At 72.3% G+C, this 21,022-nt stretch carries 18 protein-coding genes; 4 read left to right on the top strand and 14 right to left on the bottom strand.

Translation table 11 applies throughout. The features are described 5' to 3' along the window. The first annotated feature begins 147 nt into the window (after positions 1-147). Positions 148-2,490: a PAS domain-containing sensor histidine kinase gene (locus BMZ47_RS17795; protein ID WP_091863638.1), complete on the top strand. Its 2,343-nt coding sequence runs from the start codon at positions 148-150 to the stop codon at positions 2,488-2,490. Between the two features lie 13 nt (positions 2,491-2,503). Here the strand turns inward: BMZ47_RS17795 and BMZ47_RS17790 are convergent, their stop codons facing one another. After that, positions 2,504-2,758, bottom strand: coding sequence for a hypothetical protein (locus tag BMZ47_RS17790; protein ID WP_007562290.1), 255 nt, complete (start codon positions 2,756-2,758; stop codon positions 2,504-2,506). A gap of 150 nt (positions 2,759-2,908) precedes the next feature. On the opposite strand from BMZ47_RS17790, the gene BMZ47_RS17785 reads away from it, so the two are divergent. After that, complete coding sequence (locus tag BMZ47_RS17785; protein WP_007562288.1) at positions 2,909-3,193, top strand: hypothetical protein; 285 nt, start codon at positions 2,909-2,911, stop codon at positions 3,191-3,193. 9 nt (positions 3,194-3,202) lie between these two features. Here BMZ47_RS17785 and BMZ47_RS17780 read toward each other — a convergent pair whose 3' ends face one another. From BMZ47_RS17780 to BMZ47_RS17765, 4 genes are all read right to left on the bottom strand, one after another. Further along, positions 3,203-4,345 (bottom strand): GNAT family N-acetyltransferase, encoded by a 1,143-nt coding sequence (locus BMZ47_RS17780; RefSeq protein WP_091863637.1) that lies wholly within the window; start codon positions 4,343-4,345, stop codon positions 3,203-3,205. Next, a complete protein-coding gene (locus BMZ47_RS17775; RefSeq protein WP_091863636.1) occupies positions 4,342-5,697 on the bottom strand; it encodes a lipopolysaccharide biosynthesis protein in 1,356 nt (451 codons plus the stop codon). Before BMZ47_RS17775 ends, BMZ47_RS17780 begins: the two co-directional genes overlap by 4 nt. Before the next feature lie 157 nt (positions 5,698-5,854). After that, positions 5,855-6,736, bottom strand: coding sequence for an SGNH/GDSL hydrolase family protein (locus tag BMZ47_RS17770; RefSeq protein ID WP_091863635.1), 882 nt, complete (start codon positions 6,734-6,736; stop codon positions 5,855-5,857). Beyond that, on the bottom strand, positions 6,697-7,794 hold the full coding sequence (locus BMZ47_RS17765) for an OpgC family protein (RefSeq protein ID WP_007562282.1): 1,098 nt from the start codon (positions 7,792-7,794) through the stop codon (positions 6,697-6,699). The genes BMZ47_RS17770 and BMZ47_RS17765 overlap by 40 nt, the downstream gene beginning before the upstream one ends. Before the next feature lie 159 nt (positions 7,795-7,953). Between BMZ47_RS17765 and BMZ47_RS17760 the strand changes: the two genes are divergently transcribed. Then, complete coding sequence (locus BMZ47_RS17760; protein ID WP_007562280.1) at positions 7,954-8,220, top strand: hypothetical protein; 267 nt, start codon at positions 7,954-7,956, stop codon at positions 8,218-8,220. Positions 8,221-8,453: 233 nt separating this feature from the next. Here the strand turns inward: BMZ47_RS17760 and rfbA are convergent, their stop codons facing one another. The 4 genes from rfbA to rfbC all read right to left on the bottom strand — a co-directional run bounded on the left by rfbA (position 8,454) and on the right by rfbC (position 11,955). After that, positions 8,454-9,344, bottom strand: coding sequence for a glucose-1-phosphate thymidylyltransferase RfbA (rfbA, locus tag BMZ47_RS17750; RefSeq protein WP_091863633.1), 891 nt, complete (start codon positions 9,342-9,344; stop codon positions 8,454-8,456). After that, a complete protein-coding gene (gene rfbD / locus BMZ47_RS17745; RefSeq protein ID WP_091863632.1) occupies positions 9,341-10,246 on the bottom strand; it encodes a dTDP-4-dehydrorhamnose reductase in 906 nt (301 codons plus the stop codon). The genes rfbA and rfbD overlap by 4 nt, the downstream gene beginning before the upstream one ends. Further along, positions 10,246-11,295: a dTDP-glucose 4,6-dehydratase gene (gene rfbB, locus BMZ47_RS17740; RefSeq protein ID WP_091863631.1), complete on the bottom strand. Its 1,050-nt coding sequence runs from the start codon at positions 11,293-11,295 to the stop codon at positions 10,246-10,248. Before rfbB ends, rfbD begins: the two co-directional genes overlap by 1 nt. A gap of 108 nt (positions 11,296-11,403) precedes the next feature. Next, complete coding sequence (gene rfbC / locus BMZ47_RS17735) at positions 11,404-11,955, bottom strand: dTDP-4-dehydrorhamnose 3,5-epimerase (RefSeq protein WP_091863742.1); 552 nt, start codon at positions 11,953-11,955, stop codon at positions 11,404-11,406. Between the two features lie 212 nt (positions 11,956-12,167). On the opposite strand from rfbC, the gene BMZ47_RS17730 reads away from it, so the two are divergent. After that, positions 12,168-13,073 carry a DUF6925 family protein gene (locus BMZ47_RS17730; RefSeq protein ID WP_167369062.1) on the top strand — a complete coding sequence of 302 codons (906 nt, stop codon included), beginning with the start codon at positions 12,168-12,170 and terminating at the stop codon, positions 13,071-13,073. Between the two features lie 152 nt (positions 13,074-13,225). On the opposite strand, the gene BMZ47_RS17725 is transcribed toward BMZ47_RS17730, so the two are convergent. The 5 genes from BMZ47_RS17725 to queE form a co-directional block, all read right to left on the bottom strand. Further along, positions 13,226-16,777, bottom strand: coding sequence for a tubulin-like doman-containing protein (locus tag BMZ47_RS17725; protein ID WP_091863629.1), 3,552 nt, complete (start codon positions 16,775-16,777; stop codon positions 13,226-13,228). A 4-nt stretch (positions 16,778-16,781) separates the two neighbouring features. Further along, the gene (locus BMZ47_RS17720) at positions 16,782-17,270 is read right to left on the bottom strand and encodes a hypothetical protein (protein ID WP_007562262.1); all 489 of its coding nucleotides are present in this window, start codon (positions 17,268-17,270) and stop codon (positions 16,782-16,784) included. Next, positions 17,267-18,796, bottom strand: coding sequence for a hypothetical protein (locus BMZ47_RS17715; protein WP_244536857.1), 1,530 nt, complete (start codon positions 18,794-18,796; stop codon positions 17,267-17,269). The genes BMZ47_RS17720 and BMZ47_RS17715 overlap by 4 nt, the downstream gene beginning before the upstream one ends. Beyond that, a complete protein-coding gene (locus tag BMZ47_RS17710; protein ID WP_244536856.1) occupies positions 18,793-20,157 on the bottom strand; it encodes a hypothetical protein in 1,365 nt (454 codons plus the stop codon). Before BMZ47_RS17710 ends, BMZ47_RS17715 begins: the two co-directional genes overlap by 4 nt. A 176-nt stretch (positions 20,158-20,333) precedes the next feature. Beyond that, positions 20,334-20,966, bottom strand: coding sequence for a 7-carboxy-7-deazaguanine synthase (queE, locus tag BMZ47_RS17705; RefSeq protein ID WP_091863741.1), 633 nt, complete (start codon positions 20,964-20,966; stop codon positions 20,334-20,336). Positions 20,967-21,022: the final 56 nt, after the last annotated feature.

Below are 21,022 nucleotides of genomic sequence, written 5' to 3'. Positions count from 1 at the left end.
CGCTGAGTCGTAACCCATAGGGTCCGTCAAGGCCGAATGGTAAAAAATCCGTGGACAAACGCCCCTCGAAGATGGTTCTATCGCGTCAGATTCGAGGGGCGCGAGACGCCACGGACGGATCGCAGTTCCCTTGGGTGAGGTTCGGCCATGCCGGAGGCGGCTTCCGCTTCCTTCTCCGCGCGTGCGGATTCGAGTCTCGCCGTTTCCTGGCCGATGCGCGTCCGGGATCCGCGGCTCGGTCTGATCGAGCGGTGGCTGCGCTACGCCGTGCCGGGCATCCTGGCGGTCTTCCTGGCCTGCCTGGTCGGGCTCGCGGCGCTCCACATCCAGGGGCAGCGTGCCGAGATCCTGGCCGGCGCCAAGGCCGAGGTCGAGGGCTTCGCCCGGCTGGCCGCCCGGGCGATCGTCCCGAGCGCCGGTAAGGCCTCGGACCTGCGCGTGCTGATGCCGGAGAGCGAGCGGCATCCCGGCCGGCGCCTGCTGCTGGTGCGGCCCGATACCCGCATCGCCGCCGCCCATCCGCCCCTTCCCTCAGACGCCACGACCCTGGCGCAGGTGCTCGGCGACAGCGAGCCGCTCTCCGGCCTCGGCGAGCGCGCCGGCGCCATGGCCCTCGACCTGCCCGGCGGCGAGAGCGTGCTCGCGGCCATCCACAGCCTGCCCGACGGGGCCGGACAGGTCGCGGTGCTGCAGCCGATCGAGCCGCTGATGCGCGGCTGGAGCGCCCGGGCCCGGGACCAGATCGTGCTGGTCGGGGCCGCGATCCTGGTGATCGTCGGCGTCGGCCTGGCCTACGGGCTGCAGAGCCGGCAGGCGACCCGGGCCGACCGCGCCCGCGAGCAGATCCGCGGCCGGCTCGAGACCGCCCTGCGCCGCGGCGCCTGCGGGCTATGGGATTGGGACATCGCCCGGGGCCGGATCTACTGGTCCGATTCGATGTACGCCCTGCTCGGCTACCAGCGGCAGCACGAATATCTCTCCTTCGGGGCCGTGAACGCCCTGGTCCATCCCGATGACGGCGACCTCTACAGCCTCGCCCGGGGTCTCGCCGCCGCCCAGACCTGCGTCGACCACGCCTTCCGGATGCGGGGCGCCGACGGCGCGTATGTCTGGCTGCGCGCCCGGGCCGAGGTCATGCCCGACGCCACCGATGGCGGGCGCCACCTTGTCGGCATCGCCACCGACATCACCGAGCAGCGCGCCCTGGAGGAGACCAACGCGGCCTCCGACATGCGCCTGCGCGACGCCGTCGAGGCGATCTCCGAGGCCTTCGTCCTCTGGGATACCGGCAACCGCCTGGTGCTGTGCAATTCGAAGTTCCGCCACCTTCACGCCCTCAGCCCCGAGGATGCGCAATCCGGCCGGAGCTACACCGACGTGATGGGGCGGGGCGTGCTGCCTCAGGTCCGACGGGAATCCCCCGAGGCCGGCCTCGCCCTCACCGACATGGCCGCCCGGACCTTCGAGGCCGAGCTCACGGACGGCCGCTGGCTCCAGATCAGCGAGCGCCGCACCAAGGATGGCGGCTACGTCTCGGTCGGGACCGACATCACCAGCCTGAAGCGCCACCAGGAGCAGCTGCAGGCGTCCGAGCGCGAGCTGATCGAGACCGTCAAGGACCTCAAGCGCTCCCGCCGCACCCTCGAACTCCAGACCCAGCAGCTCGCCGACCTGGCCGAGCGCTACCTCGACCAGAAGGCCGCCGCCGAGGCCGCCAGCCAGGCCAAGTCCGAATTCCTGGCCAATATGAGCCACGAGCTGCGCACGCCGCTCAACGCGATCATCGGCTTCGCCGACGTGATGGAGAATGCGGTCCTCGGACCGCTCGGCACCCCGCGCTACACCGAATATTGCCGCGACATCCGCGAGAGCGGCTCGCACCTGCTCTCGATGATCGACGATATCCTCAACATGGCCCGGCTCGAGGCACGCCGGGTGCGGCTGAACCCGCGGCCGATCCCGGCTGAGGCCGCCGTCGCCTCCGCGCTCGGGCTGGTCGAGGCGGCCGCCCGGGACAAGGGGATCGCGCTGGGCGTCGACGTCCAGCCCGGAATCGAGCTGCTGGCCGATCCGAGCGCGATGCAGCAGATCCTGGCGAACCTCGTCCAGAACGCCGTGAAGTTCACGCCGGCCGGGGGGCGCGTCGCGGTCCGGGTCCGCCGGGCGGGCGCCAGCACCCACCTGTTCGTCGAGGATAGCGGCATCGGCATCCCCCGGGCCGACCTCGCCCGGCTCGGCCGGCCGTTCACCCAGGTCGAGGCGCAGATGACCCGCAGCCACAAGGGCTCGGGGCTCGGGCTGGCGATCACCCGCTCCATGGTCGAGCTGCACGGCGGCTCGCTGCGCATCCGCTCCGAGGAAACGGTCGGCACCGTCGTCCTCGTGCGCCTCCCGGCCCCGGCGGCCGAGCAGAAGGAGCAGCCGGGCCGTGCCGCCGGCACGAAGCGGGAGGCCGTACGTCCGGGCGCACGCCGGTCGGCCGCGGCCTGAGCCGGCCGCCGATTCACCGGCGCGGATCGAGGCCGCCCAGACGCGCCAGCCGACCCTGCTCCACCTGCCAGCGCGCATCCGCCACCGCCCGGGAGAGACGCCGGATCCGCCAGCGCCGGTAGAGCGTCAGGAGAGCGGGGCCGCCGAGCCCGGCCTGATGATGGCGCAGGCGTCGCAGCAAATCCGGCAGCACCGACGCCGCGGCATCGGCGGTGGCGATCTCGATCGCCCGCAATTCGGCCCGCAACCCGGCCTTCCAATCCTCCATGGCGACCCGGGCCCCTCGGCGAGGAATCGTCCGGGCCGGCGGAGCAGGATCCCCCCGCGACACGGATGCGCCCCCGAGAACGCGCGTCGCGCACCGGCGTTTCCCCCTTAGAGGATCCGCCCGGCGGATCGCCATGGAAAGAGACGATCGATGCGCTCCAGGACCACGCTCCGCTTCACCCTCGCGGCCCTGCTCGGGCTGGCCGCGGCCCCGGCTCTGGCGCAGAGCGTCGGCTACGCCACCGGCTTCCCCGGCAAGGACCCGGCCGGCGACGAGGAGATCGGCTGGGGCCCAGCCTATCGTCCGGAGACGAGCTTCGCCCAGCCCGGCACGCCGCCCACCCCCGGCCAGATCGCCGGCAGGGCCTATCGGGCCCGGACCGGACACGGCGTCTACGACCAGGTCCAGGGCGAGGGTCCGTACCGCAACCGGTAGGCGTCGGATTCAGCGCCGCCGCAGAGCCCGCTTGGCCGCGGCGCGCGCCGCGTGCTCGAACCGGGCGAGCCGCAGGCGTCGCTCCAGGGACAGGGTGCGATCCCCCGGCGGCAAGGCGATGATCTCGGCGATACGGGTTCGCTCGCGGTAGAGGCTCTCCAGGGCCGAGCCGTCGAGCGTCGCCGAATCGAGCGTGTCCGCAAAGCCGGTCTCGTGGCAGGCGCGCACGATCTCCGCCTCCAAGAGCAGGCCGGGCGCGTGGCTGCGCAGGTCCTCGTCGTAGGCGGTCTTCAGGAGCGTCGCTCTGCCCCCACCGACCAGGGCCAGGCTGATCGCGATCGGCCGGCCGTCGAGCGTGAGGGCATCCGCCCGGACGCCGACGGGGCCGGGCCGTTCGGCGAAGAGAGCCCGCGCGAGTGCCGCCGTGTCCAACCGGCAAGCCATCGCGGTGCCGGCCTGACCCTTCCAGCCCTTCCGCTCGAGGGCCAGGAAATCGGCCACAAGCCGCGCCAGTTCCGGCCCGCCCGCGGCGCCGACATGGGCCACAGTGCCGGCCTCGGAGAGGCGGCGGGTGCGCCGACGCAGATCCTTGAACCGGGACCGGTTCGGGTGCCCGGTCAGGAACGCGTCGTGATCGACCCGCCGCACCATCAAAGGGCGCTCGAACGCCGTCACGATGCCGATGGCCCAGCCGCGCGCCCGCATCGCCGCGAGCATCTCGGGGACGGCCCCGTCTTCCGTCGGCAGGAGCGGCCAGCGCCAGGCCCGTCCGCCGGACGCCTGTTCCAGCCCGGCGACCAGGGCCTGGATCGCCGCCGCGCGGTCGGGTCCGTCGATCACCTGGGGCGCTGTGGCGGTCACCAAGGGCGACAGGAACGGCTGCGCCACCCGGCCGCCGAGACCGGCGAGATCGCGCCGCAGCGTGAAGGGCAGGAGCGCGACCGGATCGCCGCCGCGGTGGACCGTGACGAAGCTGAGCGCCCCGGGCAGCAGCCCGGCTTCCCGATGGGCCGCGACCGCGTGGTGCGTGTAGTGCGGGTGCGGGGCGGCGCTCGACGCGTACAGCGCGTCCCACGCCGCCGGCTCGGGCGCGGGGCCGACCGAGACCGACAGGCCGGATGTCGTCCGCTTGGATTGCGCCAGGGCGTTCACCGGATCGCTCCCGCGGACCAGATCGGGGTCGGCAGCCCGTGCAGGCGGCCGGCGGCGCGGGCGAGCAACGCGGCGCGCGCGATCGTAGCCAGCGCCACCGCCAGGGCGGCCCCCAAGGTGCCGAAGAGCGGGATCAGCATCAGGCATAGGGCGCAGGCCACGATCAGCATGAGGGCGGTGATCCCGGCGCAGAGGCGCTCGCCGCCCAGCATGGTCAGGAGATCCTCGCCCGGTCCGAACAGGCTCGCCGCGACGCTGCCGGCGACCAGCACGGCCAGGATCGGCACGCTGGACCCGAGGCCGGGGCCGAACATCGCCAGCAGCAGGGGGCTCAAGCCCACGATCGCGCCGCCGACCAGGGCCGTGGCACCCGCGGTCAGCCGGCCCTGGCGGCGCACCAGATCGGCGAGCAGGGCACGGTCGGCCCGGGCATGGGCGGCGCTGTAGCGCTGGAGCGTCGCCGCGCTGGCGGCGAAATGCACGAACACCACGAATTGCTGGATCCGGGTCGCGGCGAAATACAGGCCGAGCTCGGCCGGGCTCACCAGGGCCCCGAGCACGATCACGTCGACGAAGGTGAAGCCGGCATTGGCGAGGTCGACCCCGGCGATCGGCAGGCCGGTGCCGAGCCAGGTCCGCCACCGGTAGCGCTGCGGACCGGCGGGCAGATCCGCTCGCAGCCGCGCCACGAGCAGGCCGGCCTGCAGCGCGGTGGCGATGGCGGCGGCGACCAGCATGCAGGCCATCGCGACCTCGGCCCGGGGCGGCGCCCCGAGCAGCACGGCGCCGACCATGCAGGCCATCATCAGGCCCTGGCGCAGCAGGTAGGGTGGCGCGATGGCGAGCCCGACCCAGTTCTGGCTGCGCGCCACGCCCTCGAGATAATCCTGGAGCGCGAAGAGCGGCATCACGCAGAGCGCGACCGCGATCGGCGCCCGGTAGGCCGGCGCGAACAGGCCGGGCTCCAGCCACAACAGGGCGGCGCCGAGACCGGCCACGCTGAGCGCCGCCCCGCCGGTGACCAGGGCACCGGCCCGGATATAGCCGCGGGCGAGGTCGAGATCGCCCCGTGCCTGGTCGGTCGGCACGAAGCGGCAGGCGCCCTGCGACAGGCCGAGCGTCAGGGTGTGGCCGAGCATGGCGGTCCAGACCCAGACGGCAGCGAACACCCCGTAGGCGTCCCAGCCCATCAGCCGGGCGGCGAGCACCTGGGCCGCGTAGGCGAAGCCGGCCGCCCCGACCCGGATGGCGAAGACGGTCAGCGCCGCCCGCGCCGGGCCGCTCCGCAAAGCGTGGAGGCGCCGGCCGGCGGCGGCGAGCTTGGTGGGGGCTGGGACGGCCGTGGCTGACACTACGCGCTCCGCGCCGGGCTCGGAGCATCGTCCCGAAAGGCGGCCGCCGGATCGGAAACAGACGATGTCCCGTCAAACCCGCTGGAGCATCGTCCGAGATCCAATATCCGGGGCGATAGTCCAGTGATCGTGGGTGAACGATCGCGGGTTTCCAGGTCTAGCCCGGGGCGCGTTGCGGCTCGGTTAAAGGCGGCGCGCCCGGGGCGGCCTTCGGGTCCGGAGCCGGGTCGGTGCGCATCAGCGAGGTGGCGATGGTCAGCGCCACGTGCTCGGCCATGCAGCGCAGGCCGAGATCGTTGAGCCGGAACTGGCGGCCGAGCATATGGCCCTCGCCCTTGTCGCTGCGGCTCGACAGGTAATGCAGGGCCTCGTAGCGGCGCACCAGCGGCACCTGCTGCTGGGCGGCTACGGTGCGGACCGCCTCGACGATCCGGTTGTAATCGACGTCGGCGGCCATGCTGGCGGTGTAGATCGGGTCGACCAGAACCACGTCGATCCCGTGCGAGCGGATCCAGGCCACGGCCTCGCTGAGCGCGCTCGCGAAGGCGTCGGCATCGACCCGGGCGATGGCATCGTGGGTGCCGACCTGCCAGACCACGAGGTCAGGCTCGGCCTCCGCCACCATGGTGCGCAGGCGCTCGGCCGCCCCGGAGGCGATCTCCCCCGGCAGGCCGCGATGGTCGATCGACACGTCGGTCTTCGGCAGCGCCCGTTCCAGGGCGGCTTCGAGCTTGGCCGGGTAGGAGGCCGAGGCGCCCGGCGCGGCACTGCCGCCGATCGCCAGGATCCTGAGCGGACGGTTCTCGCCGAGCGCGGTCCGGACCGCGCCCAGCTTGGCCATGGTGTAGAGCTGCGCGCCCGGGACCCGGCATTCCTGCGACAGGCCGGGCTGGTCACCGGCGCCCGTATCGGCCGGTTGCTCCGCGGCCGCCCCCGGCACCAATGCCCCCAGGATCAGCGCGGCCAGCGCCCAGCGGGGGACGGGGACGCGCGCACGCCTCACGACCGGGCCCGGGACGACTTGGTGCGGCTGCGCCATTCGACGAACCATGCGGTGAACCCCAGACCGACCAGGCCGCTTCCGGCGACCAGCATATCGACCAGCACGCCGCCGCCGGTCTGGAAACGCACGAGCTGCCCGATCAGGCTCAGGATCGAGCCCATGGAGAAGACCGCCAGGGAGTTCCGGCCCAGCTGACTCAGATAGCGCCCGACCACCCCGATTCGGGGAGCCAGAAATGCGTAGAGCGGCGCGAAGGCGAGCAATACCCCCAGGAAATGAAGAAGCCGCGCCGGTGTCAGGTAGGTCTTCTCGAACGTGAACAGCAACCGCGGCTCTGGCACCATCAGCGGATCCGGCCGGAGACCCGTCACGGCGAGCGCGATGCCCAGGATGACGATGACCACGCCGGCCGGAATCAGGCGTCGCGACCAGCGGCGCAGGGTATCGGAGCGCAGGTTCCAGCCCTGGAGCACGAAGCCCAGCACCAGCAGAACCTGCCAGCAGAAGGGATCGAAGAACCAATCCCCCTCCCCGGGCCAGGACGGGACGTTCCACTCGAAGACGAGGCTGGCGAGATAGATCGCCCCCGACAGTGCCAGGGCCGCGATCAGGCTGACACGGCCGACCAGCACGAAGATCGGCGCGATACCGATCAGCACCACGTAGAGCGGCAGGATGTTGAAGAAGCCGAGCTGGTAGGTCATCAGCGCCATGCCGCAGACCGACTGGATCGGGTCCGCGAAGAAGCCGCCGGCATTGTGCCATTCGAGGATCAGCGGGTTGTCGAGCAGCAGCGCCGACCCGGCGATGAGCGCCAGCGCCAGCAGCATCACGGTGAGCTGCGCGCGGTAGACCTCGACGGTGCGGGCGAGCAGCCGGACCACGCTCTGGCCGGCCGGCTCCGGGGTCCCGTCGCGCCGGCGCGTGGCGATGCCGATCGACCAGCCCGCCAGGAACACGAACAGCTCGGCGGCATCCGAGATGCCGTATTGCGAGAAGGTGTAGCGCTCGAAGGTGTTGCCCGGGATGTGGTTGACGAAAATCGTCACGAGGGCGAAGCCGCGCCAGAAGTCGATCGCGTTGGGGTCCCGCATCGTCGCGGCGGCTCCGGGGTTTCGACACTGGATCGGGGATGCGCGCCCCTGATACGGCGCCGGGCCCGGTCTGCAAAGGCGAACAAACGGGGAGTTCGCCCGGGGGCGCGAACCGGGTGGTCACGCTCGCGTTAGGTCCGGGCAAGGAGATCCGGACAGATGACCCGCACCATGACGATCCTCGGCCTCTCGGCCCTGCTGCCGATGCTGGCCGCGACGGCCGCCGCGGCGCAGTCCCAGACCGGAACCGGCGGCGGACCGACCTCGACGGTGACGGCGCCGCACACCTCTCCCGTCGGCCGCACGATGCCGCCCGCCTCCGGCGCCGGCGCCGCCACCCCGAACGACCGGCGCGACCGCACCCAGCAGCAGATCCAGGACGACAAGATCTCTCAGGGCATCTGCATCGGCTGCAGCCCGAAATAGGGTTTTGCGGTCTCGCCTCCTCCGAGACGGTCCGCTGCAACAATTTCCCACCCGGCACCTCATCCTGAGGTGCCGGAGCGCAGCGGAGGCCTCGAAGGAGGCCTCCAGCCAGCCGCGCGATCCCTGGAGGGATCCTTCGAGGCGGCTGCGCCGCTCCTCAGGATGAGGGGAGATTTGGAGGTCCGTCGAGCGAACGCGCCGTTCGATCGCAATGACCCCGTCAGGAGTACAGCTTACCGCAGCGCGAGTTCGTCCTCGCTCTCGCGGGCGAGGCGGAGCAGGTTCTGGCCGTAATTGGTCTTGGCGAACATCTCGCCGCGGGCGATGAGCTGATCGCGGGTGATGAAGTTCTGCAGGAAGGCGATCTCCTCCAGGCAGGCCACCTGGAGACCCTGGCGGTTCTGCAGGGTGCGGACGAACTCGCTCGCCTCCAGCAGGCTGTCATGGGTCCCGGTGTCGAGCCAGGCATAGCCGCGCGACATCCGCTCCACGTAGAGCTGGCCGCGCTCGAGATAGGCCTCGTTGACGCTGGTGATCTCCAGCTCGCCCCGGGCCGAGGGCTTCACCGCGGCGGCGATGTCGAGCACCTGGTTGTCGTAGAAGTACAGCCCGGTCACCGCCCAGGTCGATTCCGGCTTCTGCGGCTTCTCGACGATCTTGGTCGGGCGCCCGGTCTTGTCGAGATTGACCACGCCGTAGGCCTGCGGGTTGTCGACGTGGTAGGCGAACACCGTCGCGCCTGACTTGCGGGCGCGCGCCTCATTCAGCAGCTCGCGCATGCCGGCGCCGAAGAACAGGTTGTCGCCGAGGATCAGCGCCACGTCGTCGGTGCCGACGAAGTCGCGCCCGATCACGAAGGCCTGGGCGAGGCCCTCCGGCCGCGGCTGCACCGCGTAGGTGAAGTGCAGGCCGAACTGCTCGCCGGTGCCGAACAGGCGCTTGTAATTGTCGAGGTGCTCCGGCGAGGAGATGATCAGGATCTCGCGGATGCCGGCGAGCATCAGCACCGAGATCGGGTAGTAGATCATCGGCTTGTCGTAGACCGGCAGCAGCTGCTTGTTGATCGACAGCGTGGCCGGATGCAGGCGCGTGCCGGATCCGCCGGCCAGAACGATGCCCTTCATGGCTTGGAAGCTCCCTCTCGAACCGGCCCCACGAGCCGGTCCAGGATGTCGTCGAGCGCCGCCTGCCAGGGCCGGGGCGTCATGCCGTAGGCCGCCGTCAGGCTGTCGGTGGACAGGCGCGAATTGGCCGGCCGCCGGGCCGGGGTCGGGTAGGCGGAGGTCGGGATGCCGGTGACCGGGATCGACCGGCCGCCGCGTTTGGCGGATCCCGCGACGATCGCCTCGGCGAAGCCGTGCCAGGTGGTGGCGCCGGCATTCACATAATGGAACGTCCCGGTGGGCGCGTCCGAATCCTCGGCCAGGCGCCGGGCGATCGTCGCCAGGGCGGCGGCGAGGTCGGAGGCGGAGGTCGGGCAGCCGTGCTGGTCGTTGACCACCGTCAGGGCGTCGCGCTCGCCGGCGAGCCGCAGCATCGTCTTGACGAAGTTGCCCCGGTGCGGGCTCACCACCCAGGCGGTGCGCACGATCGCGTGGCGCGGATTGGCGCTGCGCACGGCGAGCTCGCCCGCGGCCTTGCTGGCGCCATAGACGCTCTGCGGGTCGATCGGCGCGTCCGGCGCGTAGGCGCCGTCCGGCTTGGTGCCGGCGAAGACGTAGTCGGTCGAGACGTGCACGAGCGGGATCGCCTTGGCGGCGGTCGCGGCCGCCAGGATCGCCGGGGCGAGGGCGTTGAGGCGCCAGGCCTCGACCACGTCGGACTCGGCCTTGTCCACGGCGGTGTAGGCGGCGGTGTTGATCACCGCCCGGTAGGCGCGCGCCTCCAGGGTCCGGGCGACGGCGCCCGCATCGGTGATGTCGAGCTCAGCCCGGGTCGGCGCGTGCACCGACACGCCGGCCGGCCAGGCCAGGGCCTGCAGCTCGGTGCCGACCTGGCCGGCGCCGCCGAGGACCAGGATGTCCATCAGCGGGTCAGCCCCAGGCGCTCGCCCGTGTAGCGGCCCTCGCGGATCGGGCGCCACCAGCTCTCGTTGTCGAGATACCAGGCCACGGTCTCCTCCAGGGCCTGCTCGAAGGTCTTCTGCGGCCGCCAGCCGAGTTCGGTCTCGGCCTTGGTGCAGTCGATGGCGTAGCGCCGGTCGTGGCCCGGCCGGTCGGTGACGAAGCTGATCAGCCGCTCGTGCGGGCCATTCTTGGGCCGTAGCCGGTCGAAGGCCGCGCAGAGCGCCTTCACCACCGCGAGGTTGTTGCGCACCGCCCGGCCGCCGAGCAGGTAGGTGTTGCCGATGCGGCCGCGCTCCAACACGGCGACCAGGCCCTTGGCGTGGTCCTCGACATGGATCCAGTCGCGCTCGTTCAGCCCGTCGCCGTAGACCGGCAGCTTCTTGCCCTCGAGGGCGTTGAGGATCATCAGCGGGATCAGCTTCTCCGGGAAGTGCCGCGGCCCGTAATTGTTCGAGCAATTGGTCACCAGCACCGGCAGCCCGTAGGTCTCGTGCCAGGCCCGCGCCAGGTGATCGGAGGCGGCCTTCGAGGCCGAGTAGGGCGAGCGCGGATCGTACCGGCTGTCCTCGGTGAAGAACGCGTCCGGGGGCAGCGAGCCGTACACCTCGTCGGTGGAGACGTGCAGGAACCGGAAGGTCGTCTTCTCCGCCTCCGGCAGGGCCTCGTAATAGCCCCGCGCCCCGTCCAGCATGGTCTGGGTGCCGATGACGTTGGTGCGCACGAAGGCGCCCGGATCGGTGATCGAGCGGTCGACATGGCTCTCGGCGGCCAGGTGCATCACCGCCTGCGGCTTGAAGGCGGCGATGGCGGCCTGCACGGCGGCGCGGTCGCAGATGTCGGCCTCGACGAGGCGGTGGCGCGGGTTGTCGGCGAGCGACGCCAGGGAGATCGGGTTGGCCGCGTAGGTCATCGCGTCGAGGGTGCAGACCTCGTGGCCGAGATCGTTGACGAGATGCAGCACCAGCGCCGAGCCGATGAAGCCGCAGCCTCCGGTCACGAGAATGCGCATGGCGGGTCCCCTTCGGATCGATCGCGGATGAAAATGAGCTGCCGGCAGCTAAAGACCGCCCGGCGTGACGAAAATACGGCCCGGCCGCGGGGCGGCCGGAAACGCCGTTCAGAACACCTGGCCGAGGTCGGCGAGCTTCGGCGCGCGGCGGTCCTTGTCGGACAGGATCGCGGCTGCGCCGGAGACCGGCCACGGGATCCCGATCGCGGGATCGTCCCAGGCCAGCGCCCGGTCGTGCTCGGGGCTGTAATAGGCGTCGACCTTGTAGGCGACCATGACGTCGGGGGTCAGGGTACAGAAGCCGTGGGCGAAGCCGTGCGGGATGTAGAGTTGCTCGCCGCACTCGGCGTCCAGCGTCACGGCGACGTATTTGCCGAAGGTCGGCGAGGCGCTGCGGATATCCACCGCCACGTCGAGGATCGCGCCCTGGAGCACCCGGATCAGCTTCGCCTGCGCCTGCGGGGCGATCTGGAAATGCAGCCCGCGGATCGTGCCCTGCGGGGCCGAGAAGGACTGGTTGTCCTGCACGAACGGCGTCGTGATCCCGGCCTTTTCCATCGCGTCGACCCGGAACGTCTCCGAGAACCAGCCGCGGCTGTCGCCGAAGCGCTTGGGCTTGATGCGCTTGACGTCCGGAATCTCGGTCTCGATCACGTCCATGCCAGCGCGTCCCTCCCCGCGGATGCCGTCGGCCAGCCCCGCGGACATCTCCGCCTCGGTCGTCCCGGGCATCGCGCCCGCCGCGCCGAGAACAACCTCGATGATCGACCCGCGACTTCCGGTCATTCGCCGGCCGTGTCAAGGCGTGTTGCCTGCGGGGATGTTCGCCCGCGCGGTTTTCGCCAGGGCTGGTCTTGCGTTATCGGGTGCCGATGACGGGCGGATCGGTCGAGTCCCTGCTGCGCGACCACCTCGCCGACCCGGCCTGTGCCTGGAGCCTCGGCGCCTACGGGGCGGTGGCGGCCTTCGCGCGGAATCCGGCCGAGCCCGTGGCGATCCGCGAGGACGGCCGGATCGGGCTTGCGACCCCGCGGGGCGCGATCGCGCTCACCGCGTCACCGGACTTGGTGCCGTTCGCCTACGAGACCGGTTTCACCGGCGGCTGGAGCCAGGCGGTCGCCCTGTGCCTGCCCGAGGCGGATTGCACCATGGGCCGGCGCGCGGTGCTGACGGAACTCGGGCCCGACGCGGCGGCCGCGCGGGTGCAGGATCGCGGGGCGATCCTGTTCGATCTCGGCCTCGGGCTTCGGGCGGTCGATGCCTGCCTGCGCGTGGCCGATCCCGGCTTGATCGACGCCCTGCGGGCCGCCGCCGGCCGGCCGGTCTTCGCGCCCGGCAACCCGATCGGGCCGATGCTCGTGGCGGCGAGCCCGCACCGGGTGTTCCTGGCCCGGTTCGGCCGGATCGAGGTCTACACGCCGATCCCGCCGGCCGGCGGCGCGAGCGCCCCCGGGCCGCACAGCCACATCCTGCCCAAACTCCTGTGGCTCGGCCGGACCCATGCGGCGACCGCGCCGATCCCGGCCGGCCTCGTGCCCTGCGCAGCGCTCCATCCGCCGCATCCCGCCAAGGACGCGGCCGGCCGCCGGGCCGGCTTCGATGCCGCCCGCCATCTCGCCTTCGGGCGCCTGCTCGACGCCTGGGGCGACCCGGCCCTCACGGCGCTTCGACGGACTGTGCTGGATGGCGATGAATCCGATCCCACGCTGGTGAACGGTCGCTTCGCCCGTTCGGCGATCCGGGCGGCGCGGGCGCAGGTTTTGGCCATGGGCGTTTAGCGCCACCGGCGTCATTGCGAGCGCAGCGAAGCAACCCAGGGCAGCGCGCGCTCTCAAGATGTAGCGCTACACTGGGTTGCTTCGCTGCGCTCGCAATGACGGTGTGGCCGGCGTGAAACCGTTGACCACACCGTCGCCAACCGCATGCGCGTTCAGCGAGCCGGAGGCGGTGGCGGCGGTGGTGCCAGGAGCGGGGCGAGCGCCGGGTGGTCGCCGGCGGTGATCCAGGCTCCGCCCTGCGGGTGGATCTGGGTGGCCGCGCTCAGGGTGCCGGCGCGCGCCTGGGCGGCCAGTTCGGAGAGCGGGAACGGGCCTTCGACCGTGTTGCGGTAGACGTAGAAGAGCGCGGCCGGCGGCGGTGGCGGCGGGACGGACGCGGCTGGGTTGGCCAGTCGCAGCAGCCCCTCCGTGGTGAAGGAAGCGGGCTCGATCACGCGCTTGTCCACGGCCCGCAGGGCTGGCGGGTCGGCCGGGTCGCGGTTGGCCTCCTCGGCCGGTACGTCCGCGAGGCTGCCCGGGATCGGCTTCGTCCAGGCGTCGATTTGGGCGAGGAACGCGTCGAACAGCCGGTCCGGATCGCCCGGCAGGCCGCCGGCCTCGACGGCGCCCTGACGCCAGCGCCGGCTCAGCGCGTCCGCCACCGCGTGGCCGATCCCGCCGACCCGGGCCTCGGCGTCGAAATTCACCGTCTCGCGCCGGGGCGCGTAGGCGCGCTTGGCGGTCCAGGCGAAGAGCGCCGCCATCGCGAGGTTCTGGACCGGCGACAGGGCCGCCTCGGCCTCGGCGAGCTGGGCCGCGATCGCCGCGCGCTGGACCCGGTCGAACAGCTTGCGCCGCAGGGTCCGCTCCGAGCCGACGCTGCGCCAGTCGCCGGGCTCGAAGGCGAAGCGCCACAGCCCGGTTTCCGGCGCGCGCTGGAGCAGGCCGAGGCAGACCGCGCGCAGGAACAGCGACAGGGTCTCGCGCAGGGCGTCGGATTCCTCGGCCGAGGGGGCGACCGGGTCTGGGAAACGCAGATAGTCCTTGTGGTTGTGGAGCGGGATCGCGTCGAGGCGGTCGAGCTCCTGCGCGTAGGCGTTGCGCCAGTCGCGCCGCAGGGGGCCGAGCACGTCGAGCGGCACGCCGGACAGCTCGCAGTAGCAGACGATGCGGCCGCGCTGGCTCGATTCGAGGAAGCCGATCTCGCCGGCGCCGAGCACCGGCGGCAGGCTCGCCCGGAGGATCGGGCCGAACTCGGCCTGGAAGGCGCGCGCGCCCTCCACCGCCAGGATCGTCTTGAACTGGTCGCCACCCGGGCTGAAGGCGTCGAAGCGCGCGTAGATCCAGGGCATGCAGCGCAGCAGCATCAGCTCCAGGGTCTCGCGCTGCCGGGCGGGGGGCAATTCCCGCAGGGCGTCGAGCGCCGAGGGGATACGAGCGCGGTGCGGCCCGAGCCGGCGCCGGGCCATGTCGCGCACCGCGTTGAGCAGGTCGGCGCGGGTGTCTTCCTCGCGCAGCAGCGCGAAGATCGCCCGGGAGCCGCCATAGGCCCGGAACGCCTCCCGGGCCCAGGCCAGCTGCTCGGCGGGCGCGACCGCGATCTTGTCCGGCAGGTCGCCCGAGGGCAGGACCAGGAAGGTGCCGCCCGAGGGGCGCTCGATGGCGTTGCGGATCTCGGCGATGTCGAGGCGCAGCTCACGCATCAGCCGGCCGACATCCTCGTGGCCTTGGTTCAGGGCGCCGAGCAGGCCGTCGTAGCGGGCGGCGCCGGTCTCCGGGTCGCGCCCGGTCCGGGTGCCCAGCTTGGCCGAGACCCGGCGCAGCAGCTCGGCCGCCTCGCGGGCGGCCACCGACCGGATGCGCAGGACGCAGGAGCCGCGCAGATCCTCCCTTGCCTGCTCCAGGTAGCGCTCGGCGTCGCGGCGATGGGAGAAGATCAGGCCGGGTCGGACCTGATCCAGCCGGCTGAGCGAGGCGGAAAAATGCTCGGCGAGCATCTCGTCGGCGAGCCGGGCATAGGTGTCGGCGGCGGCATTGAGGCGGGCGAGCGCGCCGCCATCGGCCTCGATCAGGTCCTTCACGCCCTCGATCAGCGCCCGGGCATAATCGAGGCCGCCGCGCTCCTGATCGTCGAGCAGACGGTAGAGGGCGGCCGGCAGCGTGCCGTCCTTGTCGGAGAGCCAGGCCGATTCGAGCTTGGCGCGCACGTCCAGCACCTCGGCGCCACGGGGACCGTAGGCGGCCCCTGAGCCGGTGCGGCCCAGGATGTCGTCGCGCAGGCGCTCGGCCTCCTTGCGCAGGTTCGGGGCCCAGTCCCGGGGGCTCGCGATCTCGGTCCTGATCGCGTCCACCGCCTCCTCGACGCCGAGCGCCACCGATTCCTGGATCGACGAGCCGTCCGCCCGCTGCAGCAGCGTGCCGACGAGGTCGTATTCGGGAATGCCGGGGGGCGCCGGCCGCAGCACCTTCGGGAAGGCCTCGAAGGCGGAGAATCGCAGGGCGAGGCGGTCGGCGGCGAAGCGGTCCCGCTCCTCGACCGTGGGGATGTGGCGCTCGCCCTGCCCCCGGGCGACGCCGAAGAACGCCTCGACCATGCCGAGACCCGCCCGGGCGGCGTGCTCCTCGAATTCGAGGCTGCCGCGGGTGGCGAGCACGGCCTGGCCGAGCGCCGAGTAGTTCAGGGAGAACAGGGCGGCCCGGCCGGCCCGGTCCGGGCTCGGGGGCGCCCATTTGCGCATCTTGTGCTGGGTCTGGTTGACGCCGGTCGAGCGCTTGCGGCCGGAGAATTCGGAATTGCCGAAATCCTCGAACAGCACGTCGGCCATCATGTCGTAGAGGTCGCCGATCGCGCCGGTGCGCTGGTCGGCGAGGTTCTGGGTGTCGAACAGGTAGACGTCGCTGAACGGCCGCTCGACCCCGCGGGCAACCCGGGCGTGGTCGCCCCAGCTCTCGACATAGGGCGGCTCGGGATTGCCGCGCATGGCGTATTCGAGCTCGGACAGGGTCGCGACGCCGTTGGCGAAGACCCGGTCCTTGTTGGCGCCGACATAGCCCGAGGGCAGGACCAGGAAGAGATCGACCGCGTCCGGGCGCTTGGGCGTCTCGAGCGAGGAGATCGCGTAGCCGGCGTCGATCACCGCCCCCGAGCCGGTGCCGCCGGCCACCGACGCCACCACGACGACGCGAAGGTCCGTGGCGGTGTCGAGGCCGAGCGCGCGCAGCTGCGCCTCGTTCGAGACGTTGGCCAGCACCGCGCCGGCTTTGGCGGTCAGCCGGTCCATGAAGCTGCGCACCTCGTCGAAGAACAGCAGCCGCGCGATGGCGCGGATCTGCCCCGCGCCCTTCGAGGCGTCGATGCGCGACAGGTCCCGGGCGGGCAGCCAGGAATCGATATGCGGGTAGCTGCGCCGCTCGGCCTGGTAGCGGGCGAGGTTGACCGCCTTCTGCAGGGTCTCGCCCTCGCGGAACGCGACCTTGGCCGAGAGCGCGTCGGTGGCGGCCGCCCGGCCGGCCTCGCGGGCCTCCAGGGTGTCTGTGTCGAAGTAGAGGAAGGACGCGGCCGGGAATTGGTCGAGGGCGCTGATCCGCGTCCCGTTCCAGTCGGCCTGGAGGATGCGCCGGCGCAGGCGCAGCAGCACCTCCATGCCGGTGCCGCCGAGCGCCACGAACACGGTCGGGCGGACCTTCAGGAGCGTCTCGGTCTCGGCGGGCCGGGCGTCAGCCATGGTCTCAGCGCCTCCGTTCGGGTGCGCGCAGGAACAGCACCAGGGCGGCGCCGAACAGCACGAGGCAGAGGGCGAAGCCGGCCGCCAGCCCGGCCCAGGCCTGCCAGAGCCGGCCGACCGTGGCGCTGACCAGGATCGCGGCGGTGAGCATCAGCGCCGAGAACAGCATCCAGCTCGCACCGTTGGCGGCGTCGAGCGTCGCCCGGCGGTTGATCAGGTGGGTGCGCACGCCCTGGCGGACGAACAGGAACAGCACAGCCAGAACCACCAGGGCGGCGGCGCCGAGCGCGAATTCCGTGGTGGTCGGCCCCCGTTCGAGGGTGCTGAACGGGTTCGCCCCGGTGCTCGTCCCGGTGGGGGCCGGCGCGGTCTGGATCGGATCGGCCTGCGGGGCCGGGTTCTGCGGGGCGGGGATGGTGAAATCCTGCCCGGTCCGGGCCTGGACGTGAACGAGCCCGGGAGGCCCCAGGCGGTCGAGATGCAAAGGAATCATGCGCCGGGTTCGGGCTCCTGCAGGCGGGTGGCGCGGGCCGGCCCCCACAGCCCCGCCCGCACCTGCCAGCGGCTGCCGTCGGGGGCGCGCAGGGTCTGGGTGCGATAAGGGCGCAGGCTGACCCGCTTCGGGACGGTGCCGAGCATCACGGTTTGGACCCGCGCCCGGGTGAGCGCGAGGGCCCCGAGCCCGGCCGCGGCGGCCAGCGCCAAGGCGGCGGAGGCGGCGGCGATCAGCGGCCAGGGCGAGAACGCCGCCTCGATCCGCACCGGCAGGCTCACCGACGCTTCCGAGACGCCGCGATAGTCGCGGAACAGGCCGGGCAGCCGGCCCTCCACCGCACGCGCATCCCCGACCGGCCCGCCCATCTGGTCCCCGGACAACAACCCGCTGCCGAAGATCGGCCGCACCCGTTCCAGGAAGGCCGGATCCAGCGCCAGGCGCAAGTCCGCGAGCCGTAGAGTGAGGGTGCCATCCACGGTGCGGCCGTCGGAGAGCAATCCGGCGAGGCCGCTCGGGCGCCGAATCGGCGGCAGGGTCAGCACCACGGAGAGCGGCCCGCTCTCGGCCTGCGGCGCCAGGTCGGCGATCTCGGCGGGCGAGACCGCGGCCTGAGCGAGCCCCGCCTCGGTGCCGACCTCGCTCCAGCTCAGGGCGAGCCGGGCTGCCGCGACGCGCTGTGGGTAGAGGCCGTTGCGCAGATGGGCGGTCAGCCGCAGGGCGGTGCCGGCGGCGGCATCGGCCCCGCTCACGATCAGGACGCCGTTCTCCAGCCCGGCCTGCAAGCCGCCTGTGTCGAGCCGGTCGAAGCGTAGGGTCAGGCCGCCGGCCAGCACCGGCTTCAGGCTCACCGGCGGGTGGCTGAACAGGGCCTTGAGCGCCGGGGCGCTGATGGCGGATTCGAGGGCCCGGCCGCCGGCCGCGCCGTAGCCGATGCCGTAGATGACGAACCCGCCCTCCGAGAAGTTGCGACCTTTGAGGGGCATCCGCACCGGGTAGGCGACGATCCGGCTGATCGCCGCCGAGTCGCGCAGGGCCGCGTAGAAGGCGGCGGTGTTGCGCTCGACCTCGGCGCTGTTGCCCGGGCTGTTCTTGTTGTTGGTGACCATCCAGATCACCCCGTCCCGGCCCCGCAGGCCGGTGCGGATCGCCCCGAGCAGCGCGCCGTTGAAATCGGCATCGGCATAGGCTGTGCCGCCGGCCTTGCGCGGCAGGTCGATCGAGGCGATCGCCGCCCGGACCCGCGCGGCGTCGTAGGCGCCGTCATACAGGATGCGCGGCGAGGGCCGGCCCGGGACCTGCCCGTCCTGGTCGAAGGTCGCCACGGCCATATCGGCTCCCGGGACCCGAGCCGCCGCGACCAGGGCCTCGACCAGAGGCCGGAACTGCGAGCCCTCCGCGGTCAGGAACGGCTCCATCCAGCCGGAATCCTGCACGAGGAAGACCTGCCGCACCGGCGCCTCGGCCCGGGCGTGTCCGCCGAGCGCGAGGACGAGCATCAGAAAGATCCGCAGGACCATGCTCATGCCGCGCGCAGCCGCAGGGCGTGGCAGCGGCATTCCGACCGGCTCCAGAGGTAGAGCACGCCGTCGTGCAGCAGCGCTCGCGCGTCGCCGATCCGCGACACCGCCAGACCCACCGGCAGGCGGCGCAGCCCGGCCCCGTGGGCGTGGTGGAGGATGTGGCCGGTCACCGGCGCAGGCAGGCGCTCGCCGCGCAGGAAACCGCCGCGCGGGCCGGGAATGTCGAGGGCGAGCAGGATCGTGTCGCGGGCCATCGACAGGCGGGGCACCAGCAGGTTGCCCGCATGGGTGCCGAGATTGAGGGCCTCCTCGGCGGCCTGCCAGGGCACGTCGAACCGCTCCGTGCCGGAATAGGTGCAGGGTCCGGCCGCCAGATGCGGCCCGTCGAGGCGGTGCAGGTCCGGATCCGGAGCCAGCGCGGCGACGTGATAGCGGCCCTCCGCCATGCCGAGCTGGTGATACAGGTCGGCGCGGTCCCGCCAGGGCGCCTGGGCGATGATTGGCGTGAAGCCCCCGGGCCAGGGAGTGGCCGTGGTCTCGTCACCGAGCGTCCGGCAGGCGACGAACCCGTCCGGGCCGGTCCAGACGGCGTCGCCGAGCCGGTTCATCCACGGCCCGGCGAAATCCCCATCGGGGGCGGCGCGCCCGAGGTCGCGCAGGTCGAGGGCGTCCGACTCGGCCGCAAGGCGACAGAGGACGAGGAGCCCGCCCCGCTCGCCGAGGACGAGAAGATCACCGCCGCGCCAGCACGGCGCCGACAGGAACCGCAGGCCCGCCGCCCGAGTCTCGGTGTGGACCAGACCGCGCCCGAGTTGCGGCAGTCGCACGCCGACCAGCACCTCGGCGGTGGCGTAGGCGATGCCCCTGCGGCCCGCCGTGATGCCGGTTCCGACCGGATGCGGCGGCAGCCGTTCGTGGCCCACGAAATTTCGGCCGTCCCATTCCGCGAACGCGCCGAGATTCTCCTGGAACAGGTACAGCGCGGCCGGGTGTCCGGCCCGGATCAGCGCCGGCACGCCGCTCGGCAGCGGCACTTCGGCGAGGCTGTCCAGGTCGATGTCGAGGATGTCCGGGGCCGGAAGCGGGACCGGCGGGCCCAGCGCGGCGCCGGTCTCCGGCGAGTGCGCGAAGGCGGCCGGAAACGGTCGGCCCTGCCCGTCCCGGCGAATGCCCAGATAGGCGATCCGGGCATCGGTCGCCGGGACCACGGTGCCCGCGACCTCGGCCGCGCGGGCCCGCCCGCCCCCGAAGGTCCAGCGCTGGCGCCCGGGCAGATCCGTGACCCGCGGGTCCGGATCGATCGGCCAGATGCCCTCCGGTGCGGCGTGGGCGAGCGGCGATGGATCGTCCAGGTTCAAGGGCACCGGTCCAGGGGCGGGAAAGTGGCGGGGATCGTTCCCGATTTTTGGCGGGATGGGAAGGGTGGGGGCGATGGGACGGCCCGTTCACGCCAGAACGAGATACGGGTCCCCCCTCTGCCCGCAAGCGGGGCGAGGGGAGATGCGGCCGCACGGCAGAGCTACGCCGGCCGGCCGCCTCCTCACGGGATCCCGATCATCTTGTGGGTCTGCAGCGACAGGCGCCAGCGGGCGTCCTGGCGGCAATAGGCGATGGCGGCCTGGGTGCTGGCGCCCTGCTCCGGCCCGTCCATCGGCTGGAGGAAGCGGTGCCGGAAGGCGAGGCCGACGAAATCCGCCGGGTCGGCATCGACCTGGGGATAGACCAGCTTCAGCTCGTGGCCGGTCGTCTGCGCGAGGGGATTGGCGCCCTTGGGGCTGACGCAGATCCAGTCGATGCCCGGAGGCGCCGGCAGGGTGCCGTTGGTCTCGATCGCGATCTCGAACCCATGCCCGTGCACGGCGTCGATCAGCGCGGAATCGAGCTGGAGCAGCGGCTCGCCGCCGGTGAACACCACGTAGCGGCATTCCGGCCCCCCGGCCCAGGTCCGGGCGATGGCGTCCGCCAGCGCCGTCGCATCCGCGAAGCGGCCGCCGCCCTCCCCGTCCAGGCCGACGAAGTCGGTGTCGCAGAACCGGCAGGCCGCCGCGGCGCGATCCGCCTCGCGCCCGGACCAGAGGTTGCAGCCGGCGAATCGGCAGAACACCGCGGCCCGTCCCGCCTGGGCGCCCTCCCCCTGAAGGGTGTGGAAAATCTCCTTGACCGCGTAAGCCACCGTGTCCCCGAAACCTTTTCGCTCGACCGTGATCCCGCACATAAGCGGCGCGGGCC

Source organism: Methylobacterium brachiatum, assembly GCF_900113845.1.
In the GTDB taxonomy this organism is placed as follows: domain Bacteria; phylum Pseudomonadota; class Alphaproteobacteria; order Rhizobiales; family Beijerinckiaceae; genus Methylobacterium; species Methylobacterium brachiatum.
Note: the sequence above shows the minus strand (reverse complement) of the source record. Positions and strands in the feature narration are given on the sequence as shown.

What these genes read in the sequence shown, in the direction of transcription:
- BMZ47_RS17795 (WP_091863638.1), top strand. Translation starts at nt 148, where the DNA reads ATGCCGGAGGCGGCTTCCGCTTCCTTCTCCGCGCGTGCGGATTCGAGT.
- BMZ47_RS17790 (WP_007562290.1), bottom strand. Translation starts at nt 2,758, where the DNA reads ATGGAGGATTGGAAGGCCGGGTTGCGGGCCGAATTGCGGGCGATCGAG.
- BMZ47_RS17785 (WP_007562288.1), top strand. Translation starts at nt 2,909, where the DNA reads ATGCGCTCCAGGACCACGCTCCGCTTCACCCTCGCGGCCCTGCTCGGG.
- BMZ47_RS17770 (WP_091863635.1), bottom strand. Translation starts at nt 6,736, where the DNA reads ATGGCGCAGCCGCACCAAGTCGTCCCGGGCCCGGTCGTGAGGCGTGCG.
- BMZ47_RS17765 (WP_007562282.1), bottom strand. Translation starts at nt 7,794, where the DNA reads ATGCGGGACCCCAACGCGATCGACTTCTGGCGCGGCTTCGCCCTCGTG.
- BMZ47_RS17760 (WP_007562280.1), top strand. Translation starts at nt 7,954, where the DNA reads ATGACCCGCACCATGACGATCCTCGGCCTCTCGGCCCTGCTGCCGATG.
- rfbA (WP_091863633.1), bottom strand. Translation starts at nt 9,344, where the DNA reads ATGAAGGGCATCGTTCTGGCCGGCGGATCCGGCACGCGCCTGCATCCG.
- rfbD (WP_091863632.1), bottom strand. Translation starts at nt 10,246, where the DNA reads ATGGACATCCTGGTCCTCGGCGGCGCCGGCCAGGTCGGCACCGAGCTG.
- rfbB (WP_091863631.1), bottom strand. Translation starts at nt 11,295, where the DNA reads ATGCGCATTCTCGTGACCGGAGGCTGCGGCTTCATCGGCTCGGCGCTG.
- rfbC (WP_091863742.1), bottom strand. Translation starts at nt 11,955, where the DNA reads ATGGACGTGATCGAGACCGAGATTCCGGACGTCAAGCGCATCAAGCCC.
- BMZ47_RS17730 (WP_167369062.1), top strand. Translation starts at nt 12,168, where the DNA reads ATGACGGGCGGATCGGTCGAGTCCCTGCTGCGCGACCACCTCGCCGAC.
- BMZ47_RS17725 (WP_091863629.1), bottom strand. Translation starts at nt 16,777, where the DNA reads ATGGCTGACGCCCGGCCCGCCGAGACCGAGACGCTCCTGAAGGTCCGC.
- BMZ47_RS17720 (WP_007562262.1), bottom strand. Translation starts at nt 17,270, where the DNA reads ATGATTCCTTTGCATCTCGACCGCCTGGGGCCTCCCGGGCTCGTTCAC.
- BMZ47_RS17715 (WP_244536857.1), bottom strand. Translation starts at nt 18,796, where the DNA reads ATGAGCATGGTCCTGCGGATCTTTCTGATGCTCGTCCTCGCGCTCGGC.